A 21986-nucleotide genomic window follows, 5' to 3' on the forward strand; every position below is an offset into this window, starting at 1 on the left:
CGGGCCTCACATCCGGAAGACGCCGAAGTTCTCGGCGCCTTCGATCGGGGCGTTGGCAATGGCCGACAGGCACATTCCCACCACGGTTCGGGTGTCGCGCGGGTCGATCACGCCGTCGTCGTAGAGGCGACCGGACAGGAACATCGGCACGGATTCCGCCTCGATCTGGTTCTCGATCATGGCGCGCATGCCGGCGTCTGCCTCTTCGTCGAACGCCTGCCCGCGGGCTTCGGCGGAGGCGCGGCTGACGATGGAGATGACCCCGGCCAGCTGCGCCCCGCCCATGACTGCGGATTTGGAGCTGGGCCAGGCGAACAGGAAGCGCGGGTCGAATGCGCGTCCGCACATCCCGTAGTGGCCGGCGCCGTAGGACGCACCGAGCAGGATCGAGATGTGCGGGACGGTGGAGTTGGAGACGGCGTTGATCATCATCGACCCGTGCTTGATCATCCCGCCCTCCTCGTACTCCTTGCCCACCATGTAGCCGGTCGTGTTGTGCAGGAACAACAGTGGCGTGTTCGAGCGGTTGGCGAGCTGGATGAACTGGGTGGCCTTCTGCGATTCCTCGCTGAACAGCACGCCGCGCGCGTTGGCGAGGATGCCCACCGGATATCCGTGCAGTTCGGCCCAGCCCGTGACGAGCGACGATCCGTACATCGGCTTGAACTCGTCGAAATCGGAGCCGTCGACGATGCGGGCGATCACCTCGCGGGGATCGAACGGGATCTTGAGGTCGGCGGGGACGATGCCGAGCAGTTCCTCGGGGTCCTCGAGGGGTTCGATGACCTCGGCCCGCGGCGCGGGACCCTGCTTCTTCCAGTTGAGGCGCTTGACGATGCTGCGGCCGATCCGGATGGCGTCCTGCTCGTCGACCGCGAAGTAGTCGGCGAGGCCGGACTTGCGCGCATGCATCTCGGCGCCGCCGAGGGTTTCGTCGTCGGATTCCTCACCGGTGGCCATCTTCACGAGCGGCGGTCCGGCGAGGAACACCTTGGACCGTTCCTTGATCATGACGACGTGATCGGACATGCCGGGGATGTACGCGCCGCCGGCCGTCGAGTTGCCGAAGACGAGGGCGATGGTCGGGATACCCGCGGCGGACAGCTGGGTGAGGTCGCGGAACATGCGACCACCGGGGATGAACACTTCCTTCTGAGTGGGGAGGTCGGCGCCGCCGGATTCCACGAGGGAGATGACGGGGAGCCTATTCTGCCGGGCGATGTCGTTGGCGCGGAATCCCTTCCGCAACGTCCACGGATTGCTGGTGCCGCCGCGGACCGTCGGGTCGTTGGCGACGATCAGGCACTCGACGCCCTCCACCACGCCGATACCGACGACAGTGCTGGCGCCGACCGGGAAGTCGCTGCCCCACGCCGCGAGCGGGCACAGTTCGAGGAACGGCGAGTCGGGGTCGAGGAGCAGTTCGATGCGTTCGCGGGCGAGCAGCTTGCCGCGCTTCTTGTGCCGTTCGGTGTACTTCTCGCCGCCGCCCGCGAGCGCCTTGGCGTGCTCGGTGTCGATCTCGGCGAGCTTGTCCGTCATGGCCTTCGCCGCCGCGGCGTACTCTTCGGAACCCGTGTCCAGCGTGGACTTCAACGTGGTCATGACTGATACCCCAATCGCTTGGCCGCGAGCCCCGTCAGGATCTCGGTGGTACCGCCACCGATCCCGAGGATGCGCATGTCGCGGTACTGCCGTTCCACTTCGCTCTCCCGCATGTAGCCGAGGCCGCCGAACAGCTGGACGGCCTGGTTGGCCACCCACTCGCCCGCCTCGACGGCGGTGTTCTTCGCGAAGCAGACCTCCGCGATGAAGTCCTCGTTCGACACGAGCGAACGCTCTACCAGCGCTCGGGTGTAGACGCGGGCCACGTCGGTCTTGCGCGCCATCTCCGTGACCGTGTTCTGCACGGACTGCCTGCTGATCAGCGGACGGCCGAACGTCTCGCGGTCGCGCACCCACTGCAGCGTGAGGTCGAGGCACCGTTGTGCGCTCGAATAGGCCTGCGCGGCGAGGGCGATGCGCTCGGTGAGGAACGCCTGCGCGATCTGCGCGAACCCGCTGTTCTCCTCGCCGACCAGGTTTGCGGCGGGCACCCGCGCGTCGACGAACGACAACTCGGCCGTGTCCGACGCGCGCCAGCCCATCTTGTCGAGTTTGCGTGCCACCTCGAATCCCGGTGTGCCCTTCTCGATCACGAGCAGGGAGACCCCGGATGCGCCGGGACCGCCGGTGCGGACGGCGGTGACGACGAAGTCGGCCCGCACGGCGGAGGTGATGAACGTCTTCGACCCGTTGACGACGTAGTGGTCGCCGTCGCGGATCGCGGTGGTCCGCAGATGGCCGACGTCGGAACCGCCGCCGGGTTCGGTAATGGCGAGCGAGCCGATGAGCTCGCCGCGCAGGGTGGGGCGGACCCACTTCTCGATCTGCTCCGGGTCACCGGCCGCGGCGAGGTGCGGCAGGGCGATTCCCGACGTGAACAGGGAAGCGAACGCCCCGCCCGAGGCCCCCGCCTGATGGAATTCCTCGCAGATCAGTACGGCGTCGACGAGGTCTCCGCCCTCGCCTCCGACGGATTCGGGGAAGCCGGCGCCGAGGAGTCCCAGCTCGGCGGCCTCCCGGTGCAGCGCGCGGGGCAGTTCGCCGTCGCGTTCCCAGTCGTCCAGGTGCGGCAGTATCTGCCGTTCGACGAAGCTGCGCACCGTCTTGCGCAGTTCCTGCCGTTCGGGTGTGTCCCACACGCTCACAACGTCGTCCCTTCGGGAAGGAGTGCTTCCGGTATGTCGAGGTGCCGGGATCTCAGCCATTCGCCGAGACCTTTGGCCTGCGGGTCGAACCGGGCCTGGGACGCGACGCCCTGCCCGAGGATTCCCTCGATCACGAAGTTGACGGCGCGCAGTTTCGGCAGCACATATCTCGTGACGGTGAGGTCGGCGGCCTCCGGGAGGAGGCGCTTGACTTCGTCGACGGTCAGGGCGTGGGCCAGCCACCGCCACTGTTCGTCGGTACGCACCCACACACCGACATTCGCGTTGCCGCCCTTGTCCCCGCTGCGCGCCCCGGCGATGGTGCCGAGCGCCACCCGGACCGTGGGTTCGGCGCCCCGCGGCTCCGGGAGCGCGGGTTCGGCGACGTCCTCGAGTTCCCGGACGTCGGTGGCGGGTTCGATGTCGACGCGCGTTCCGTCCGGCAGCACCGCGACGTGCGGCACCTCCTTGGCGTACACGTATCCCGGGGTGAACACGCCGTACGGCTGCCCCTGCCCGGGCGGCGCCGTCAGCGTGAATCCGGGGTAGCTCGCAAGTGCCATTTCGACTGCGACGGAGGAGAATCCGCGTCCGACCGCGTTGGCGTCGGAATCCCGGACCACGCAGCGCAGCAGCGCGCTCGCGGCCTCCTCGGTGTCGGCGTCCGGGTGATCGGTGCGGGCGAGCGACCAGTCGAGTTCGGCAGGCCGGGCGGGAAGCCACCCCTCGAGCTGCCGCTTCACCAGGGCCGCCTTGGCCTCGATGTCGAGGCCGGTGAGGACGAACACGGCCTCGTTGCGGAATCCCGCGAGCGTGTTCAGCGACACCTTGAGCTGCGGCGGCGGCGCCTCCCCGGTGACACCGCTGATGCGCACGCGGTCGGGTCCGTCCTGCGACAGTGCGGCGGAGTCGATCCGCGCGGTCACGTCGGGACCGGCGTAGCGGCCACCGGTGATCTCGTACAGCAACTGCGCGGTGACGGTACCGACGTTCACGGCGCCGCCGGTCCCGGGGTGCTTGGTGATGACGGACGAACCGTCCGAGTCGATCTCGGCGATCGGGAATCCGGGACGGTCGAGGTCGTCGATCTCGGTGAAGAACGCGTAGTTGCCGCCCGTGGCCTGGGTGCCGCATTCGATGACGTGCCCCGCCACCACGGCGCCGGCGAGCTGGTCGAAAGCGTCTCGCTGCCAGCCGAAGTGCGCGGCCGCCGGGCCCACGATCACGGACGCGTCGGTGACACGCCCGGTGACGACGACGTCGGCGCCGGCATTCAGGCATTCGACGATGCCCCACGCGCCGAGGTAGGCGTTGGCGGTCAGCGGGCTGCCCAGCCCCAGTTCGGCGGCCCGGCCGATCAGGTCGTCGCCTTCGACGTGGGCGATCTTCGCCTGCAGCCCCAGCTTGTCGTTCACCTCCCGCAACGCGTCCGCGAGACCGGCCGGGTTGAGGCCGCCGGCGTTGGCGACGACGCGGACTCCCTTGTCGAGGGCCAACCCGAGGCAGTCCTCGGCCTGACGGAGGAATGTCTTTGCGTAGCCGCGGTTCGGGTCCTTCATGCGGTCGCGGCCGAGGATCAGCATGGTGAGTTCGGCGAGGTAGTCGCCGGTCAGGTAGTCGAGCTCGCCGCCTTCGAGCATCTCGCGCATCGCCGACAACCGGTCGCCGTAGAAGCCGGAGCAGTTGCCGATCCGCACGGTCATCGGGTTCCCGCCTCACGCCCGCCGCCCGCGGGGCCCGCGAAGGCCTGAGCGATGTTCAGCCACGTGTCCGCATCGGCGCCGGTGGCCTCGAGGGCGAGATCCGCCCGGTTCGCGCGCTGGGTGACGAGAAGGCAGAAGTCCTCGGCGGGCCCGGTGACCTTCTGCGCGGCATCCTCGGGTCCCCACGTCCAGACGGACACCCCGTCGGGGGCGGTGAGTTCGACGCGGAACTCCTCCGCGGGTGGGGCGAGTTCGTTGACGGCGTAGGCGAAGTCGCGGGTGCGGACACCGAGGTGGGCGATGCTCTTCAACCGCTCGGTGGGTGTGCGCGGCACCGAGAGCGCGTCGGCGACGTCCTGGCCGTGTGCCCACGTCTCCATCAACCGGGCGGTGGCCATCGAGGCCGCCTTCATCGGCGGGCCGTACCAGAGGATCTTCTGCCCGGGCGGCACCGACAGGAGGGCCTCCGCGAGTCGGGCGCGGGCCGAGCGCCAGGCCGCGAGCAGTTCCGCGGGTTGCCGCCGGGCGTGCTCCTCGGCGCCGGCATCGACGAAGCCGGCCGGGTTCGAGGCGGCCACCGTAAGTTGCTCGGTGAAGCCGTCGGGGTCGGTGATCGCCAGGAGGGCGGCCTCGTCGGTCCACAGCAGATGTCCGATCTGGTGTGCGATGGTCCAGCCCTCGGCCGGCGTCGGATCGGCCCAGCGGGAGTCGGGGAGGTCGGCGACCAGGGCGTCCAGTGAATCGCTCTCGGCGCACAAGTCGTCGATGAACCTCTGCAGTTCAGCCATGCGACCAGCATCACACCGGCCCCAGAAAAAAGCAAGCACGATTGATTGTTATTTGGCTGCGGATCGCCCGGCGAGGTGCCACGCTGGTCACGTGATACGACAGTTGCTCACCCATGCCGCGCTCAACCCACTCCCCTCCCCGCGCGCACTGGCCGCCCGAGTCGTACCGGGAACCGTCCACCGCATCACCGGGAAACGGATCCTCGTCACCGGTGGTTCCTCGGGGGTCGGGGAAGCGGCCGCACGCCGGCTCGCCGCGCTCGGCGCGGAGGTCGTCCTCGTGGCCCGCGGCTCCGACGCCCTCGAGTCGGTGCGCGACGACATCCTGCGGTCCGGTTGCGACGCGCACGCCGTTCCCTGCGACCTCACAGACCCGGAGTCCGTCGACGCCCTCGTCGCTCAGGTGCTCGGGGAGATCGGCCCCGTCGACGTACTCGTCAACAACGCCGGGCGGTCGATCCGGCGGACGGTCGAGGACTCGCTGGACCGATTCCACGATTTCGAACGCACCATGGCCGTCAACTACTTCGGCTCGACGCGGCTGACCCTCGCGTTGCTCCCGTCGATGATCGAGCGCCGCAAGGGCCACATCATCAATGTCGCGACGTGGGGCGTGCCTGCCGGTGTCATGCCCAAGTTCTCCGCCTACCACGCGTCCAAGGCTGCCGTCGGCGCGTTCGGCCGGAGCCTGGGCGCCGAAGTGCGCGACCGCGGAATCTCCGTGACCACCCTGGACTTTCCCTTGGTCCGGACGCCGATGATCGCGCCCACCACGGACTACGACGCGATGGCCGCCCTGACTCCAGAGCAGGCGGCGGAATGGTTCGTCACCGCCGTGCGCACCCGGCCGATCGAACTGCTCCCCGGTTACGCCGAACTGTTCCGGCTGCTCGGCACGTTCGCGCCGTCCGCCACCGATGCACTGGTACGGCGCACCGGCATCTGAGCGCAATGACAGACTGGGACGGTCTCGAATCCGCGCTCACACCCGAGGGAGTCGTCCATGACCGACGCCGTGCTCACCACCCGCGAAGGCGACATCGTCACCTGGACGCTCAACCGTCCGGAGGCGCGCAACCCGATCTCCGAGCCGGACGTGATCGAGGCGCTCGAGAATGCGGTGGCCGACGTCAACGGTGATCCCAGCGTGCGCGTCGCGATCGTCACGGGTGCGGGTTCGGCGTTCTCCTCCGGCGGCAACGTCAAGCACATGCGCGACCGCGCCGGAATGTTCGGCGGCTCCCCCGCCGACCTGCGGCAGGGCTACCGGCACGGTATCCAGCGCATCCCGCTGGCCCTCTACCACTGTGAGGTGCCGACCATCGCCGCCGTCAACGGACCCGCGATCGGTGCCGGATGCGACCTGTCCCTGATGTGCGACATGCGGATCGCCTCCACGGCCGCCGTGTTCGCGGAGAGCTTCGTCAAGGTCGGACTCGTCCCCGGCGACGGCGGCGCCTGGTTCCTGCCGCAGGCCGTCGGGATGGCGCGGGCCAGCGAGATGGCGTTCACCGGCAACGCGATCGACGCCGCGAAAGCCCTCGAGTGGGGACTCGTCTCGCAGGTCACCGAGCCCGAGGAACTCCTCGGCGCGGCACGGGCGCTCGCCGAGCGGGTGGCGGTCAACCCGCCGCAGGTGCTGCGGATGACCAAGAAGCTGCTACGCGAAGGCCGTCACCAGAGCCTCGAGAGCCTCCTCGAACTGTCGGCGGCCATGCAGTCGCTCGCCCATCACACCGCGGACCATCACGAGGCGGTCGGCGCGATGCTCGATCGCCGCAGCCCGAACTTCACCGGCGAGTGAACCCGGGCGGCGCACACCGGTGACAGCCGAGCAGCGCAGTCAGCTTCTTCCCGTCGTCTCGGTCCTCGGATCGGTGCTGTCCGTCCAGTTCGGCGCCGCCTTCGCGAGCACCCTGTTCGAGGCGGTGGGCGCCAGTGGCGCGGTGTCGCTGCGGCTGACGATCGCGGCGATCATCCTCGGGGTGATCGTGCGGCCGCGGTGGCGACGGTGGACGCGAACGCAGCGCGAGGGCATCCTCGCACTCGGAGTGGCGCTGGCCGTGATGAATTCGGCGTTCTACGAGGCCCTCGCGCGGCTCCCGCTCGGCACCGCCGTCACCATCGAGTTCCTGGGTCCGCTCACCCTCGCCGCCGTGCTGTCGCGAAGACTGCGGGACGGTGTGTGGGTGCTGGCGGCGCTGACCGGCGTGGTCATGCTCGGCCTGCGCGAGAACTCGGGCGCCGAGTCCCTCGACCTCGTGGGGGTGGCATTCGCGCTCACCGCCGGGGCGGCGTGGGCCGGTTACATCGTCGCCGGCTCGAACCTCGCGGTAACGGTTCCCAGCGCGGACGGCCTCGCCGGCGCGAGCATCGTCGCGGCGGCCCTGACGCTCCCGCTCGGCGCCATGTCCGGCGGCACCGCACTGTTCGACCCCCGGATCCTGGCCGTGGGCGCGGCGGTGGCCCTGCTGTCGTCGGTGATCCCGTACTCGCTCGAGCTACGGGCGCTGCAGGTGATGAGCAAAAAAGTGTTCGCCGTGCTCATCGCGCTCGAGCCTGCGGCCGCGACCCTCGCCGGGGTGATCGTGCTCGGGCAGGTCCTCGGACTGCAGTCGCTGGCCGCGATCGCGCTCGTCGTCGCGGCCGGCGTCGGCTCCGTCCTGAGCAACCGGTAGCGGCACGGCCTGCGGGCGGGGCTGGCAGGATCGACGCGTGAGCACAGCGAACCTGACCCGAGCCGAAACCGCCGAACGTTCCCGCGCGATCGACGTTCTCGGCTATCGGGTGGAACTGGACGTACTCGGCGCCGTCGACCGGGAGATCGGGACGTTCGCGACCACCACGACCGTCGAGTTCACCGCCCGCACGTCCACGACCTGGCTCGACTTCCTCGGCGCCGGTGTGGAGTCGGTGACGGTCAACGGCGCCGACGTCCCCGTCGACTACGACGGCGCCCGTATCGCGTTGACCGGACTGCGTGAATCCAACGTCGTGACCGTCGCCGCCCGGGGCGAGTACAGCCGTTCCGGTGAGGGTCTGCACCGGTTCCTCGACCCGGCGGACGGGCAGACGTACCTGTACACGCAGTACGAACCGGCGGACGCGCGGCGGGTGTTCGCGTGCTTCGAACAGCCGGACCTGAAGGCGCCGTTCACGTTCGTCGTCACCGCGCCGGAGGAGTGGGAGGTGGTCTCCAACCAGCAGGTCGCCGAGCGGGAAGACACCACCGGCGGGCAGGTCGTCACGTTCGCGCCGACACTGCCGATCTCCACCTACATCACCGCCGTCGCGGCCGGGCCCTACCACCGGGTCGACTCGGAATGGAGTGGCGGCGACGTCACGATCCCGCTGGGCGTCCTGTGCCGCGCCTCGCTCGCGCGGTACCTCGACGCGGACACGATCTTCGAGATCACCCGGCAGGGGCTGGGGTTCTTCACGGAGAACTTCGACTACCCCTACCCGTTCGGCAAGTACGACCAGGTGTTCGTCCCCGAGTACAACCTCGGCGCCATGGAGAACCCCGGCTGTGTGACGTTCACCGAGGCGTACGTGTTCCGCGGCGCCGCCACCGACTCCCAGTACGAGGGCCGGGCGAACACGATCCTGCACGAGATGGCCCACATGTGGTTCGGCGACCTCGTCACGATGGTGTGGTGGGACGACCTGTGGCTCAAGGAATCGTTCGCCGACTACATGGGCGCACTGGCCAACGCGGAGGCCACCCGGTGGACCGACGCGTGGGTGGCCTTCGCCAACCGTCGCAAGGCGTGGGCGTACCTGCAGGACCAGTTGCCGACGACGCATCCGATCGTCGCGGACATCGTCGATCTCGAGGCCGCGAAACTGAACTTCGACGGCATCACGTACGCGAAGGGCGCCAGCGTCCTCAAGCAACTCGTCGCGTACGCCGGGCGTGATGCGTTCTTCGAGGGGGCACGCCGCTACTTCCGCGCCCACGCCTTCGGGAACACCACCCTCACGGATCTGCTGACGGAACTGTCGGCCACGTCGGGCCGGGACCTGACGAGCTGGGCGCGCGCCTGGTTGCAGACCACCGGCGTGTCCGCACTGAGCCTGCAGCGCGGCGCCGACGGGCGCGCCTCGATCGTGCAGACCGATCCGCGTCCACACCGCCTCGGCGTCGGGCGCTACGACTTCGACGGGACCGGCGACCTCCTGTGCGTGGAGCGGGTCGAGGTCGACCTCGCCGACGCCCACACCCCGATCGATCTCGCCGACGCGCCGCTCGTGTTGCTCAACGATGCCGACCTGACGTACGCGAAGGTGCGGCTGGACGACCGATCGCTGACCACCGTCGAGACCTCCCTCGACCGGGTCCGCGACCCGCTGGCGCGTGGCCTGATCTGGTCGTCGCTGTGGAACGCGACCCGCGACAGCGAACTGGGTGCCACGCGGTATCTGTCGATGGCCCAGCGGTTCTCGCCGGCGGAGTCGCACCTGACCCTCCTCACGTCGGTGCAGGCCAACGCCCCCTATGCGATCGAGCACTTCTTCCCCGAGACCTCGCGCGACACCGCCCGCCTCGACTGGCTCGAGCACACCTGGCGCGCGTTGTGGAACGCCACGCCGGGTTCGGGAAGCCAACTCGCCTGGGCACGGGCGGTGGCGTCTGCAGCGGCGATGGACGGCAGTCGCGCGGCCGGCATCCGGTCGATTCTCGAGGCCGGCGGGCCGGCACCGACCGGCCTGTCGCTCGACCCGGATCTGCGCTGGGGATTCTGGGGCGCGCTCGCCGCCACCGGGCACGCCGACGACGCGGACCTCGACGGTGAGCTGCGCCGCGACGACACCGGCTCCGGCCGCACCGCGTACCTGCGGGCGAGTTTCTCGCGACCGGACCCGGACGTGAAGGCGAAGGCCTGGGAATCGATCTTCCACGACCGCACACTGTCCAACGAACATCTCGGCGCGATCATCGCCGGGTTCCGCGCAGGTGCCCGGAACGACCTCGTCGAGGGATACGCTGCCGACTACTTCGCCTCGATCCGCTCGGTGTGGGAGGAGCGCAGTATCGAAATCGCGCGGCGGATCGTGGTCGGGCTGTTCCCGTCCGAGCCCACACTCGACGCGGCGGACGGTTGGCTCGCCACCCACGCCGATGCGCCCGCCGCGCTACGACGGCTGGTGCTCGAGCAACGGGATCATCTCTCCCGGGACCTGCGAGCGCAGGCGTTCAACAGCCATTCGGACGTCACCGGCTGACCGGCCGGGCACCGTTCGACGTGCGGGCCGTCCACCGTTCCAGGACGCCCCGCCACAGCCCGGACGCACTGTCGCCCGCCCAGGCGATGTAGCCGTCCGGACGCACGAGCAGTGCGGGGCCCTCGTCGGTCCGGGTCACCGCGCGGACATCGCCCGGGACAGGAACCCCGTCCTCGGTGACCAGGACGAAACCGCCCGAGCGCATCACCTCGTACAGCCGTCCGCCGTCGGTGGGCAGGTCGTCGGCGCGTCGGCCGACGAGGGTGCTCTCGCCGGCGACGTGGCCGTACCCGATTCCGATCCCCGAGAACATCCGGGCGATCGCGTCGCCGATCGCCGGGAAGCCGAGAAGCGCCGCCACTACCCCGTTCCGGATCTTTCGGAGGATCCACGGCCTGACAATCATCATCCGCATCGTGGCACCGCTCGACCGCAGAACCAGCCGGCCCACCGGGTGCCGCTCGGAGTGGTACGTGTCGAGCACCGCGTCGTCCGCGCCGTCCAGCACGGCCGCGAGCTTCCATCCGAGGTTGACGGCGTCCTGAATGCCGGTATTCATTCCCTGCCCGCCTGCAGGGGAATGCACGTGGGCGGCGTCGCCGGCGAGAAACACCCGGCCCGTCCGATACTGCGGGACCTGCCGTTCGTCGCTGTGGAAACGCGACTGCCACCGCACGTCGCCGAGGCCGTAGTCCGTGCCCATGGCGACTTCGATGGTGCTGCGCAGTTCCTCCCGGTCGACGGGCGCGGTGTCGTCCACCTGATGCCGCCGGTTCCAGGCGATCACGCGAAACAGGTTGTCGCCGTAAGGTGCGATGAACGCGAATCCGTCGCGGACGGCGTTGACGGTCACGAGATTGTCCGGTGGGTTTTCGAGTTCGACGTCGGCGAGCATGATCGACCGCAGCACGGCCTTGCCGGGGAACGGTTGCCCGATCATCGTCCGCACCGCGCTGTGCGCGCCGTCCGCACCGACCGCATACGTCGCGTGGAACGTGCTGTCGCGTCCAGAACTGTCGTGGCCGTGAACGCGCACGCCGTTCCCGTCCTGCTCCACCCCGGTCACGGTGAACCCGCGGATGATGTCGGCGCCCCTGTCCCGGGCGTGTTCCTCCAGGAGGGCGTCGACGTTCCGCTGCGGGGTGACGAGGACGAACGGGAACCGGGACCGCAGGCGCCCGAGGTTCAGCGCTGCACCGCGCCACAGCTTCAGACCGGGTGAGGCGGCACCGGTGGCGACGAGTCGCTCGGCGAGTCCGCGGGCGTCGAGCAGTTCGAGGGTGCGGGCGTGGACGCCGAATGCGCGGCTGAGGGTGGACGGCGCGGCGCGCTTGTCCAGCACCGTCACCGATCGGCCGGCCGCCGCCAACTCTCCCGCGAGCATGCATCCGGTGGGTCCCGCGCCGATCACCACCACGTCGATGTGCTTCATGACGTTGCCTCCGATCGAAAGTGCCCCAGCTAAGTCAACAACTGTTGACTTCAACGGTAGGCGCATCCCGACGCCAGGTCAACAGCTGTTGACTTACACTCTGAGAATGCCCGACCGCCGCGCCCGCTCCGCCGTCGCCACCCGCGCCGCGATACTCGACGCCGCCCGCGCCCGATTCGGCACCGACGGCTATGAACGCACGACGATGCGCGCCGTCGCGTCGGATGTGGGCGTCGACCCCGCACTGGTGGTCCGGTACTTCGGCAACAAGGAATCACTGTTCGCCGAGGCCGCCGAATTCGATCTGCACCTGCCCGACCTCCACGACGTTCCCGCGAAGGACCTCGCGACCGTGCTCATGCCGCGCTTCTTCGCGGTGTGGGAGAACGACGGCGCGTTCCTCCCCCTGCTCCGCGCGGCGGCGAGCAGCCCGCGGGCCGCCGAGGCGATGTTGCAGGTCTTCGCCCGCCAGGTGGCGCCCGCGCTGGCCGTCGTCACGGCGGACCGCCCGGACGAACGCGCGGCCCTCGTCGGGTCGCAGGTCCTCGGACTCGCCTTCTCGCGCTACGTACTGCGGGTGCCGCCCGTGGCGGACATGACGCACGAGCAGCTGATGCGCTGGGTCGGGCCGGTGCTCGAGTACTACCTCACGACCGAACCGCGGTAGCCCTGCCGGTGATGCCTGCCGCCGTTCAGCATCCAGCGGGCGTCGAGCTCGCTCGTGCTGCGGTGGTGCCGCCTGATCCTGAACGATGTGATCGGCAACCGCTCGACGACGCTCGCCTCGGCACGCGCATCGCCCGCGATGCCCTGTTCGAGAACCGAATACGCGGTGTGGTTGACCGAATGCACGGCCAGCCGGAGCGCGTCGAGCGCCGTGGGTCGCGGCCCGAACGCGGCGAGCGTATGACCGCCGTCCACCGCGGTTTCGACCACCGCGTAGAAATGCCAGTCTGCGCCCGAATCGCCAGTCATGATGCGCCTCACTCGATGTGCTTCTGTGAGCTGTGCCATGACGATATCGCGGGGGTACGACACGTTTTCGGAGCCGCGTCGCTCAGGCGACGGACCGGCGGCCGATCCCGAAGAGCTCCTGGGGGACGTCGATCCCCTTGAGGCGGTGACTGCCCGCCGGTTCACCCCAGAACTCGTCGGTGTCGAGTTCGTCGTAGAACTCGCCGGTCACGACCACCTCGTGAGACGGCGCGACCGCGACGACGCGGCTCGCCATGTTCACGGGCCTGCCGAACCAGTCGCCCGCGCTCGGCACGGCTGTGCCCCAGGCGATCCCGGCCCGCAACGGCGGAAGCCCCTCGGCGCGGGCGGCCTGCACGAGGTCGAGCGCGGTGTATGCCAGCGCGTTGGGATCGGGCGAGACCAACATGACGGCGTCGCCGATCGTCTTCACCAGACGCACCGGCGGAAGCACCAGATCGGTGGCCAGCCCGTCCAGCCGCTCGGCCACCCTTCCCAGATCGGCGGGCGCCACCTGCTCACCGAGCAGCGTGAATCCGACGAGGTCGGCGAAGCAGACGCCGATCTCCTTCGCCCCTCGAACCTGCAGGTTCGAGTCCCTGGCGATACCCACCGCATCGGAGCGCAGTTGGTGGCGCAGAGTCGTGGCGATGAGGTGAGCCAGGATCTGCGCCTCGAAATCCGCGATGCGCCGCACCTCGACCGCGTACCGCAGGGCCACCTCGGGGTGATCCCGCGTCGCCTCGAGTCGCTCCTGTAGGAGCGCGTCCGCGGCGTCGGCGACCGTCCAGAGGTTGCGGCCGAGGACCCGGGCGGCCGCGAAGATTCCGCTCTCGTCGAGCCCCAGATCCCGGTACTGCTTGAGTCCGCGCGCGAGGTCGAGGTCGCCGTCGTCGTAGAACGTCCCGTCCTCCGACGCACCCCGGCCGATCGCCCGGAACCACCGCCGGGCGTCCTCCACGGTGACGCCGGTCTTCTCGGAGATCTCGTCGATGCCGTACCGGCCCTTCGGCGCCAGCGCGTGCTCGAGCAGCAGATGCGCGAGCCGATTGTTCCGCGAGGCGGCGCGGAGTTCGTCGATCGACACCCCGTCCTCGATCAGGGTGTTCAGGACGCCCATCCGCGCAGAACGATCCGATCCGCTGAGTCCGTCGAGGAGGCCGGCGGCCTCGAACTCGTGGACTTGCGTGGGCGGCGGACCCGGGCGTCGAAGCGGGCGAGGCGGCGGGGACACCAGACGTCCCGTTCGGGGCGTGATCCGTCGGGGCTGTCGCGGGTTGCGCACGCCCTCATCGTCCCAGGAACGACGCCGCCCTTCGCCGTAATCCTGCGAACTCGCTTCCCCCGCGACCCCAACCGAACTATATTCGGTAGGTGCCGATTCAAAGTCTGTTGCTGGACGCGGCGGAGGGCCACTTCGCCCGCCGCGGCGTCCTCGCGACGCGGCTCGCCGACATCCGGCACGAGGCCGGTGTCAGCGTGGGAGCCGTCTACCACCACTTCCCGAACAAGGAAGAGCTGTACCTCCAGGTGTGGTTACGCGCTCTCGCCGACTATCAGGACGGATTCCGGACCGCGCTCACGAAATGCGCGGATGCGCGGTCCGGGGTGGAAGGCGCTGTCGTCCGCCACCTGCAGTGGGTGTCCGGCAACCCGCAGCGGGCCACCATCCTCGCCGCGCCCCGGCCCCCGGGCATCGACGAGCGGGCCGATTCCACCAACGCGGCGTTCTTCCGCGACGTCACCCACTGGTGGCGGGTCCACGAACACTACGGAACGGTCCGCCGGTTCGAGTTCGACGTGCTCTACGCGCTGTGGCTGGGCCCGGCCCAGGAGTACTCCCGCCAGTGGCTCGCGGGCGCCATGACCACCGACCCCACCGCCGTGGCGCCCGAACTGGCGACCGCCGCATGGAACTCGCTACGGAACCAGGAGTAGAGGATGACAGTCGACGTCGCGCTCACCGCCGACACCGCGCAGGCCGTGCTGGCGGCCCAGCCGTTCAGCGTGCTGGTCGGCGCCCGCATGACCCAGTTCGGGGAGGGCGGCACCACCCTCGAGATCCCGGTCCGGGACGAACTGCGGCAACAGAACGGCTTCGTGCACGGCGGTGTCCTGTCATACGCCGCCGACAACGCTCTGACGTTCGCCGCGGGCACCGTGCTCGGCGCGAACATCATGACCGCCGGCTTCACGATCACCTACCTCCGCCCCGCCCAGGGCGTGCTGCTGCGGGCGGACGCCCGAGCCGACGCGTCGACCCGGCGACAGGCGTTGTGCCGGTGCGACATCTACGCGGTGCAGGACGACGGCTCGGAGGTACTGTGCGCCGCCGCCCAGGGCACGGCGACGGTCAAGCAGCCGCGGTAGTCGCGGCCGCACGGGATGGAACGATGGGACCATGGCTGAATCCGTCGACCGCGCATCCGTGGACAGGGCGCGTGAGCGCATCACCGGCCTGATCCGCAGGACACCCACGTTCCGCGCCACCGTCCCCACCGTGCACGGCGCCGTACCGGTGATCTTCAAACTCGAGTTCCTGCAGTACGGGGGCTCGTTCAAAGTGCGGGGCAGCCTCAACGCGCTGCTCCACGCCGAGGAGGACGGGCGGCTCGACGACGCGGGTGTCGTCATCGCGTCCGGCGGGAACGCCGCCATCGGCGCGGCCTGGGCGTCGCGTCTCAGGGGTGTGAAGTGCACGGTCGTCGTCCCCGTCACCGCACCCGACGTCAAGATCGACAAGCTGATCGCGCTCGGCGCGGACGTACGCAAGGTCGGTGCTCGATACGCCGAGGCGGCCGAGTATGCGGACGAACTCGCGACGTCGTCGAACGCTCTCGCCCTGCACGCCTACGATCTCCCCGACATCGTCGCCGGGGCGGGCACCATCGCCCTAGAGATCCAGGACGACGTCGACGAGCCGCTGTCCTACGTGATCGCCGTCGGCGGCGGCGGACTGCTCTCCGGTGTCGTCGCAGGCAGCGGCGAGGACGACAGCATCTACGGCGTGGAACCGAGCGGAGCGGCGACGCTGCACTCCGCGGTCGCCGCCCGGCAACCCGTGGACATCGACATCGACAGCATCGCCGGCGATTCCCTCGGCGCCACCAAGATCGGTTCCATCGCCTGGGACACCGTCCTGTCGCGGCCCGTGTCCAGCTTGATCGTCGACGACGACGCCCTGATCGACGCGCGAACACTGCTGTGGGAGGAGTTCCGGATCGTCGTCGAGCACGGCACCGCCGCGGCGCTCGCCGCGATCGTCACCGGACAACTCGCCCCCGCCGACGACAAGCCGCTCTGCGTGGTGCTCTGCGGGGCCAACACGTCGATGACCAGCTACTGATCCGCCGTCTTCTCAGCCGCGCGGTTTCAGCCGGCTGTTCGGCAGTTCGGGTGCGGGCAGCGGATCGCCGTCATAGCCCTCGACCGTGCCGAACCGGGGGTCCGCGGGCGCCGCGCCCCGGAGCTCGGACTGCCACTCACGGCGGGAGCCGACGATGTCCTCGTGGGTGCGGCCGAGGAAGTTCCACCACATGATCACCTGTTCGCCCAGCGGCTCACCTCCGAGCAGCAGCAGCCGGGCCCGCGTTCCGCCCGCGTTGCGCAGCGCCACCAGCGCCTCCCCGGGCGGCTGATAGCCGAGTTCCGCCCACCGCAGCGTGGTCCCGCGCAGCTGCACCTCGCCCTCGTCGACGAGCACCCCGACCTCGAAGCCACGTTCGATGTCGAGGGTGACGTCCGCACCCGGCGCCAGGAGGATCTCCGCGCCGAGCAGCGGCGTGAATGTGCGCACCGGCGACGTGGAGCCCACCGTGCTCCCGAGGAACACCCGCACGGTCGCGCCGTCCAGTTCGACCGGGTCGGGTGCGTACGTCTCGAACGCCGGATCCGCGTCCTGCGCCGACGCCGGCAACGCCACCCACAGCTGCGCGCCGTGCAGGATGCGTGTCTGCGGGGTCGAGACCTCGGAGTGCGCGATCCCCCGCCCCGCGGTCATCAGGTTGAGCTCACCGGGACGCACCATCGCATGCGAGCCGATGCTGTCGCGGTGTTCGATCTCGCCGGTGAACAACCAGCTCACCGTCTGCAGTCCCGTGTGTGGGTGCGGCGGAACGTTCATCCCGCCCGTCGTCCCGACGTCGTCCGGACCGTAGTGGTCGGCGAAGCACCACGCTCCGATCAGCGACCGCTCCCGCTGCGGGAGGGTGCGCCGGACCGGCATCGCGCGGGGACCGCCGAGCGGGACCTCGCGCGCACCGAGCACCTGGATGCCCCCGCCGTCGGGGTGCGACTCGCACCGCTCTTCCACCGAATTCGTCTCCAGATTGCTCACTGTTCCATCGTGCCTTCCGTCAGTCCTGTGCGCCGCGCAGTTTCGCGCAGAGCTCGGTGAGCGTGTCGAGTTCGTCGTCGGACAGTGCCGGGCCGACGTGTCTCCGGATGCTCGCCGCGTGCCGACGTCCGACGGACTTCTGCACACGAGCACCCTCGTCCGTCAAAGCGACGACGGTCCCCCGGCGGTCGCCCGGATCGCATTCCCGCGTGACGAATCCGGACCCGGCCAGCCGCTCGACGAGCCGGCTCAGCGACGGCTGGCTGAGCAGGATCTCCCGGTTGAGATCGTGCAGACGCAGTCTGCGCCCGGGGGCCCGGCCGAGCGTGAACAGCACGTCGTATTCGCGCATGCTCAGCTCGTCCCACACGTCGTCGGCGGCGAGGTTGCGCATCACCGCGACCTGGGCGCGGAAGAGTGCCTCCCACGCCTCGGCCGCGCGTTCGGTCCTACTGACGGGCGGCATCGACGGGCTCGCGATCGGCCTTCATCGACGCGTGCGTCGGCGGGTTGTCCGGCACGCCGGCAGGTCGGCGGGCAGCGAACTCCTTGCGCAGCACGGGCACGACCTCGCCGCCGAGCAGATCCAGCTGCTCGAGCACCGTCTTCAGGGGTAGTCCCGCATGGTCGACGAGGAACAACTGCCGCTGGTAGTCGCCGAAGAAGTCGGCAAACGTCAGGGTCTTCTCGATCACCTGCTCCGGTGTGCCGACGGTCAGCGGGGTCTGCTCGGTGAAGTCCTCGAGACTCGGCCCGTGGCCGTAGACGGGGGCGTTGTCGAAGTAGGGCCGGAACTCGTCGACGGCGTCCTTGGCGTTCCGGCGCATGAACACCTGCCCGCCCAGTCCGACGATCGCCTGGTCCGCGCGGCCGTGACCGTAGTGCTCGTACCGCTCGCGGTAGAGGTTGATCAGGGCGATGTAATGCTCCTTCGGCCAGAAGATGTTGTTGGCGAAGAAACCGTCACCGTGGAACGCCGCGATTTCAGCGATCTCCGGACTGCGGATCGAGCCGTGCCACACGAAAGGCGCGATGCCGTCGAGCGGACGCGGCGTGGACGTGAACCCCTGCAGCGGGGTACGGAACTGTCCCTGCCAATCGACGACGTCCTCGTCCCACAGCCGGCGCAGCAGCCGGTAGTGCTCGAGCGCCAGCGGAATCCCCTGGCGGATGTCCTGCCCGAACCAGGGGTAGACGGGGGCCGTGTTTCCGCGACCCATCATGAGGTCCACCCGGCCGTCCGCGAGGTGCTGCAGCATCGCGTAGTCCTCGGCGATCTTCACCGGGTCGTTGGTGGTGATCAGCGTCGTGGACGTCGACAGGATGATCTTCTCGGTCTGCGCTGCGAGGTAGCCGAGCATGGTGGTCGGGGACGACGGCACGAACGGCGGGTTGTGGTGCTCGCCGGTGGCGAACACGTCGAGCCCGACGTCCTCCGCATGCTTGGCGATGGTCGTCATCGCCTTGATGCGCTCGTGCTCGGTGGGGGTACGGCCGGTGGTGGGATCGGGGGTCACGTCGCCGACGGTGAAGATTCCGAACTGCATAGCTGTTCCTCTCGCGCCAGAACTCCATGCGTTTGCATGAAACTATTGCAACATTCAACCACCTCGTCCTATTCCGGGAACGACGAAGGGCGGCAAGCGCAGTGCGCTTGCCGCCCTCGGCGACGTTCGGATCGAACGAACCTGATCAGTGCATCATGACCGTCGGGGCACCTTCGGCCTCGAGCTTCGGGTTGACCGACTTCTTCCGCGGCAGCAGGAACGCCGGGATGAGCGTCAAGGCGATCAGCACGGTGGCGACCAGGAACGTGTTGCCGAACGCATCGGCGGCCTGGCTCAGGACCTGATCCACCATTCCGGGAGGCTCCTGTGCGGCGACCTCGGGCACGTGCTGCATCGCGACCGTCTGACTGTCGAGACCGCGATCGAGCAGCTGGTTGGTGAGGACCACCGACATGACGGCGGTACCGATCGAACCGGCGGTCTGCTGGACGATGTTCATCAGCGTGGAACCGCGCGCGACCTGCTCGTTGGACAGCGTGACGATCGCTGCCGTCATCAGCGGCATCATGGTGCAGCCCATGCCCATGCCCATCACGAACAGCGCACCCATCAGCAGCCAGGTCGGCGAGTCCGACGCCACCTGCGTGAAGACACCCAGACCGATCAGGATCAACGGCAGACCCGTCAGCACGATCTTGCCGGGGCCGATCTTGTCGACGAGACGTCCGGCCACCGGCATGGTCAGCATCGCGCCGATACCCTGCGGAGCCATCAGCAGACCGGCGGCGAGCGTGGTGTGACCACCGACCTGGATGAAGTAGCTGGGGAACAGCAGACCGGCACCCATGAATGCGACGATGAACAGCGAGGTCGTGATGACCGCGACCGACAGCTGCCGGTTCTTGAACAGGTGCAGGTCGATCAGCGGGTGATCCTTGCGGAGTGCGTGGACGACGAACGCGACGATCAGCGCCAGGCCGATCGCACCGGGCACGAGCACGCGAGCCGAAGCGACCGTGCCCACCTCCGGGATGGACGACACACCGAACAGGAACAGAGCCAGACCCGGCGAGAGCAGCAGCATGCCGAGGAAGTCGAAGGACTCCGAGGGCGACGCGTTGTCGGAGGGCAGGATGATGAACGCGGCAGCCAGGGCGATGATGCCGATGGGCAGGTTGATCAGGAAGATCCAGTGCCAGCTCGCCGCCTCGATCAGCCAGCCGCCGAGGATCGGACCACCGATGGGGCCGAGCAGCATGGGGATTCCGAGAACCGCCATGACCCGGCCGACACGGTCGGGGCCGGCCGCCTTAGTCATGATCGTCATGCCGAGCGGCATCAACATGCCGCCGCCGAGGCCCTGCAGGACGCGGAAGCCGATGAGCGACGTGATGTCCCACGCGAAGCTACACAGCACCGAGCCGAGGACGAACAGCACGAGCGCCGTCATGTAGAGGCGCTTGGTGCCGAATCGGTCGGCCGCCCACCCTGTGACGGGGATGACGGTGGCCAGGGCGAGCGTGTACGCGGTCATCGTCCACGCGACAGTGGCGTACGTGGTGTCGAACTCCGTGGCGAACGTCGGCAACGCGACGCTGACGACGGTCACGTCGAGGATCGACATGATGGCACCGAGCACCACCACGGACGCGATCTTGAGGACCGTGCCGTCGAGCTTGTCGGGCGCCGCGTTCGCGGCGGTCGGCGATGTCATCCGAGTATCTCCTGGTTGAGTTCTCGCAGGGACTCCCCCGCGAGGATCGGTTGTAGTGCCTCGATCAGCCGAGTCCGCTCGATCTCCGGAACCCGCCATGCGAACCGTCGCAATTGATCACGCTTGCATTCGATGTGCTGGGTAGCGACCTTATGTCCGGCCTCCGACAAGGAGACCCGCTTGACCCGCCGGTCGCGTTCGTCCTCCCGGCGAACGACCAGACCCAGTTTCACGAGTTGATCGACGTTCCGACCCGCTGCGGCCACCGAGAGCCGCAACCGCTCGGCCACCTCGTTGATCGGAAGTGGCTCACCGTGCTGAACCAGCGCGAAGAGCATGCGCACCTGCGAAAACGTGAGGTCCAGCTCGATGAGGTTGTCCATCGACTCCGACTCCCCCGCACTCAACAGTTGGGTGAAGAAGTCGTTGAGTAGTTCGAAGAGAAAATCAGGAGATTTGTCGGGCACCCTCGAATGCTAGCGCTCATGCAACTATTGCCCAAGAGCAACTATGGCGCAACCGAATAAATGGTGTCAGGTATCACACCCCCCGGCGACACCCTCGCCCTGCGGGTTCAGTCCTGGACGAGCACCGCTTTACCCAGCACGAGGCCCGCCTCGAGATCTCGCAATGCGTCCGCGGCCCGCTCGAGTGGATACCGGGAAGTGACCACGGGACGCAATCCTCGTTCGACGTGCCGGATCAGCGCGGCATGCACCTCTTCCAGCGCATTCGGTTCGGTCCGGATGAACTCACCCCACGCCGCACCCACGATGCTGATGTTGCGGAACAGCACCCGGTTCACCTTCACCTCGGGGATCGCCCCTCCCGCGAAACCGATCACGACCAGCCGGCCTTCCGGGGCCAGCACCCGGACGGCCTCGTCGAACGCGTCGCCGCCGACCGGGTCGACCACGATCTGCGCGCCCCGGCCGCCGGTCAGCGCGCGGACCCGGGCGCCCCAGCCGTCGTCGAGGCGGACGACCTCGTCGGCCCCTAGTTCGCGCAGGAAGTCTTCGGCCCCGTCCCGGCGCACCACCGCGATCACGCGGGCGCAGTGCGCCTTGGCCAGCTGGATGGTGGACGTCCCCACCCCACCCGCCGCGCCGAGGACGACGACGGTTTCGCCTGCCCGCAGCCGGGCCCGGCGCTCCAGCGCGAACTCCATCGTCTGGTAGTTGACGATCAGCGACGCCGCCTCGTCGAAATCCAGGATCGACGGAATGGGCAGCACCTGCGCCGGCGGCACCGCGACCCGTTCGGCGTAACCGCCGACCTGCGACGCCGCGAGCACCCGCTGACCGGGCTCGAATCCACTGTCCGCCGGTGCCGACACCACGACACCCGCGACTTCGGCGCCGGGAACGAACGGCAACTCGGGGCCGAGCTGATACTTGCCGTAGCTGATCAGCAGGTCGGGGAAGCACACGCCGCTGGCCTTGACGTCGATCAGGACGAGCCCCTCGGCCGCCGGTTCGGGTACGTCCTGCAGCGTCATGCCGCCCGGCCCCGACAGCTCCGTCACCACCACTGCGCGCATGCTCGAAACAGTAG

At 69.0% G+C, this 21986-nt stretch carries 21 protein-coding genes; 8 read left to right on the plus strand and 13 right to left on the minus strand.

Annotated features, from left to right (window positions below; translation table 11 throughout):
• Positions 1–6: 6 nt before the first annotated feature.
• Genes PSR88_RS09760 through PSR88_RS09775 form a run of 4 tightly spaced genes read right to left on the minus strand, consistent with a single transcriptional unit; the run spans position 7 to position 5241 of the window.
• The gene (locus tag PSR88_RS09760) at positions 7–1605 is read right to left on the minus strand and encodes an acyl-CoA carboxylase subunit beta (protein ID WP_016882818.1); all 1599 of its coding nucleotides are present in this window, start codon (positions 1603–1605) and stop codon (positions 7–9) included.
• On the minus strand, positions 1602–2750 hold the full coding sequence (locus PSR88_RS09765; RefSeq protein WP_009474631.1) for an acyl-CoA dehydrogenase family protein: 1149 nt from the start codon (positions 2748–2750) through the stop codon (positions 1602–1604). Before PSR88_RS09765 ends, PSR88_RS09760 begins: the two co-directional genes overlap by 4 nt.
• Positions 2747–4453: an acyclic terpene utilization AtuA family protein gene (locus PSR88_RS09770; RefSeq protein ID WP_016882817.1), complete on the minus strand. Its 1707-nt coding sequence runs from the start codon at positions 4451–4453 to the stop codon at positions 2747–2749. The genes PSR88_RS09765 and PSR88_RS09770 overlap by 4 nt, the downstream gene beginning before the upstream one ends.
• Positions 4450–5241, minus strand: a complete 792-nt coding sequence (locus PSR88_RS09775) for a TIGR03084 family metal-binding protein (RefSeq protein ID WP_011594831.1) — start codon at positions 5239–5241, stop codon at positions 4450–4452. The genes PSR88_RS09770 and PSR88_RS09775 overlap by 4 nt, the downstream gene beginning before the upstream one ends.
• Between PSR88_RS09775 and PSR88_RS09780 the strand changes: the two genes are divergently transcribed.
• From PSR88_RS09780 to pepN, 4 genes are read left to right on the plus strand one after another with little or no spacing between them, the layout of a single operon-like run.
• Positions 5219–6187: an SDR family oxidoreductase gene (locus PSR88_RS09780; protein ID WP_016882816.1), complete on the plus strand. Its 969-nt coding sequence runs from the start codon at positions 5219–5221 to the stop codon at positions 6185–6187. The two genes, PSR88_RS09775 and PSR88_RS09780, sit on opposite strands and share 23 nt — an antisense overlap.
• Before the next feature lie 57 nt (positions 6188–6244).
• Positions 6245–7045 carry a crotonase/enoyl-CoA hydratase family protein gene (locus PSR88_RS09785; RefSeq protein WP_016882815.1) on the plus strand — a complete coding sequence of 267 codons (801 nt, stop codon included), beginning with the start codon at positions 6245–6247 and terminating at the stop codon, positions 7043–7045.
• A gap of 19 nt (positions 7046–7064) precedes the next feature.
• A complete protein-coding gene (locus tag PSR88_RS09790) occupies positions 7065–7919 on the plus strand; it encodes an EamA family transporter (RefSeq protein WP_016882814.1) in 855 nt (284 codons plus the stop codon).
• A 37-nt stretch (positions 7920–7956) separates the two neighbouring features.
• Entirely contained in the window at positions 7957–10467 is a 2511-nt protein-coding gene (gene pepN / locus PSR88_RS09795; protein WP_016882813.1) for an aminopeptidase N, read from the plus strand.
• Here pepN and PSR88_RS09800 read toward each other — a convergent pair.
• A complete protein-coding gene (locus tag PSR88_RS09800) occupies positions 10457–11899 on the minus strand; it encodes an FAD-dependent oxidoreductase (protein ID WP_016882812.1) in 1443 nt (480 codons plus the stop codon). The genes pepN and PSR88_RS09800 overlap by 11 nt on opposite strands.
• Before the next feature lie 106 nt (positions 11900–12005).
• Here PSR88_RS09800 and PSR88_RS09805 point away from each other — a divergent pair, with 106 nt between their 5' ends.
• Positions 12006–12566, plus strand: a complete 561-nt coding sequence (locus tag PSR88_RS09805) for a TetR/AcrR family transcriptional regulator (RefSeq protein ID WP_011594837.1) — start codon at positions 12006–12008, stop codon at positions 12564–12566.
• Here the strand turns inward: PSR88_RS09805 and PSR88_RS09810 are convergent.
• Both PSR88_RS09810 and PSR88_RS09815 read right to left on the minus strand, forming a co-directional pair.
• The gene (locus tag PSR88_RS09810; protein ID WP_016882811.1) at positions 12542–12874 is read right to left on the minus strand and encodes a hypothetical protein; all 333 of its coding nucleotides are present in this window, start codon (positions 12872–12874) and stop codon (positions 12542–12544) included. The two genes, PSR88_RS09805 and PSR88_RS09810, sit on opposite strands and share 25 nt — an antisense overlap.
• 82 nt (positions 12875–12956) lie before the next feature.
• Positions 12957–14159, minus strand: coding sequence for an adenylate/guanylate cyclase domain-containing protein (locus tag PSR88_RS09815; protein WP_016882810.1), 1203 nt, complete (start codon positions 14157–14159; stop codon positions 12957–12959).
• 89 nt (positions 14160–14248) lie between these two features.
• Here PSR88_RS09815 and PSR88_RS09820 point away from each other — a divergent pair, with 89 nt between their 5' ends.
• From PSR88_RS09820 to PSR88_RS09830, 3 genes are read left to right on the plus strand one after another with little or no spacing between them, the layout of a single operon-like run.
• Positions 14249–14812 (plus strand): TetR/AcrR family transcriptional regulator, encoded by a 564-nt coding sequence (locus PSR88_RS09820; protein WP_009474642.1) that lies wholly within the window; start codon positions 14249–14251, stop codon positions 14810–14812.
• A gap of 3 nt (positions 14813–14815) precedes the next feature.
• The gene (locus PSR88_RS09825; protein ID WP_011594840.1) at positions 14816–15244 is read left to right on the plus strand and encodes a PaaI family thioesterase; all 429 of its coding nucleotides are present in this window, start codon (positions 14816–14818) and stop codon (positions 15242–15244) included.
• Positions 15245–15275: 31 nt separating this feature from the next.
• On the plus strand, positions 15276–16220 hold the full coding sequence (locus tag PSR88_RS09830) for a serine/threonine dehydratase (RefSeq protein WP_016882809.1): 945 nt from the start codon (positions 15276–15278) through the stop codon (positions 16218–16220).
• Between the two features lie 12 nt (positions 16221–16232).
• Here the strand turns inward: PSR88_RS09830 and PSR88_RS09835 are convergent, their stop codons facing one another.
• From PSR88_RS09835 to PSR88_RS09860, 6 genes are all read right to left on the minus strand, one after another.
• On the minus strand, positions 16233–17210 hold the full coding sequence (locus PSR88_RS09835; protein ID WP_016882808.1) for a pirin family protein: 978 nt from the start codon (positions 17208–17210) through the stop codon (positions 16233–16235).
• 19 nt (positions 17211–17229) lie between these two features.
• Positions 17230–17676, minus strand: a complete 447-nt coding sequence (locus PSR88_RS09840; protein ID WP_016882807.1) for a MarR family winged helix-turn-helix transcriptional regulator — start codon at positions 17674–17676, stop codon at positions 17230–17232.
• On the minus strand, positions 17660–18757 hold the full coding sequence (locus PSR88_RS09845) for an LLM class flavin-dependent oxidoreductase (RefSeq protein WP_009474646.1): 1098 nt from the start codon (positions 18755–18757) through the stop codon (positions 17660–17662). The genes PSR88_RS09840 and PSR88_RS09845 overlap by 17 nt, the downstream gene beginning before the upstream one ends.
• Positions 18758–18902: 145 nt before the next feature.
• Positions 18903–20432, minus strand: coding sequence for a DHA2 family efflux MFS transporter permease subunit (locus PSR88_RS09850; RefSeq protein WP_009474647.1), 1530 nt, complete (start codon positions 20430–20432; stop codon positions 18903–18905).
• Complete coding sequence (locus PSR88_RS09855) at positions 20429–20899, minus strand: MarR family winged helix-turn-helix transcriptional regulator (RefSeq protein ID WP_016882806.1); 471 nt, start codon at positions 20897–20899, stop codon at positions 20429–20431. Before PSR88_RS09855 ends, PSR88_RS09850 begins: the two co-directional genes overlap by 4 nt.
• Positions 20900–21006: 107 nt before the next feature.
• On the minus strand, positions 21007–21972 hold the full coding sequence (locus tag PSR88_RS09860; RefSeq protein ID WP_011594844.1) for an NADPH:quinone oxidoreductase family protein: 966 nt from the start codon (positions 21970–21972) through the stop codon (positions 21007–21009).
• Positions 21973–21986 lie beyond the last annotated feature (14 nt).

Origin of the sequence: Rhodococcus sp. DK176 (assembly GCF_038447315.2) — a bacterium.
In the GTDB taxonomy this organism is placed as follows: domain Bacteria; phylum Actinomycetota; class Actinomycetes; order Mycobacteriales; family Mycobacteriaceae; genus Rhodococcus_F; species Rhodococcus_F jostii_A.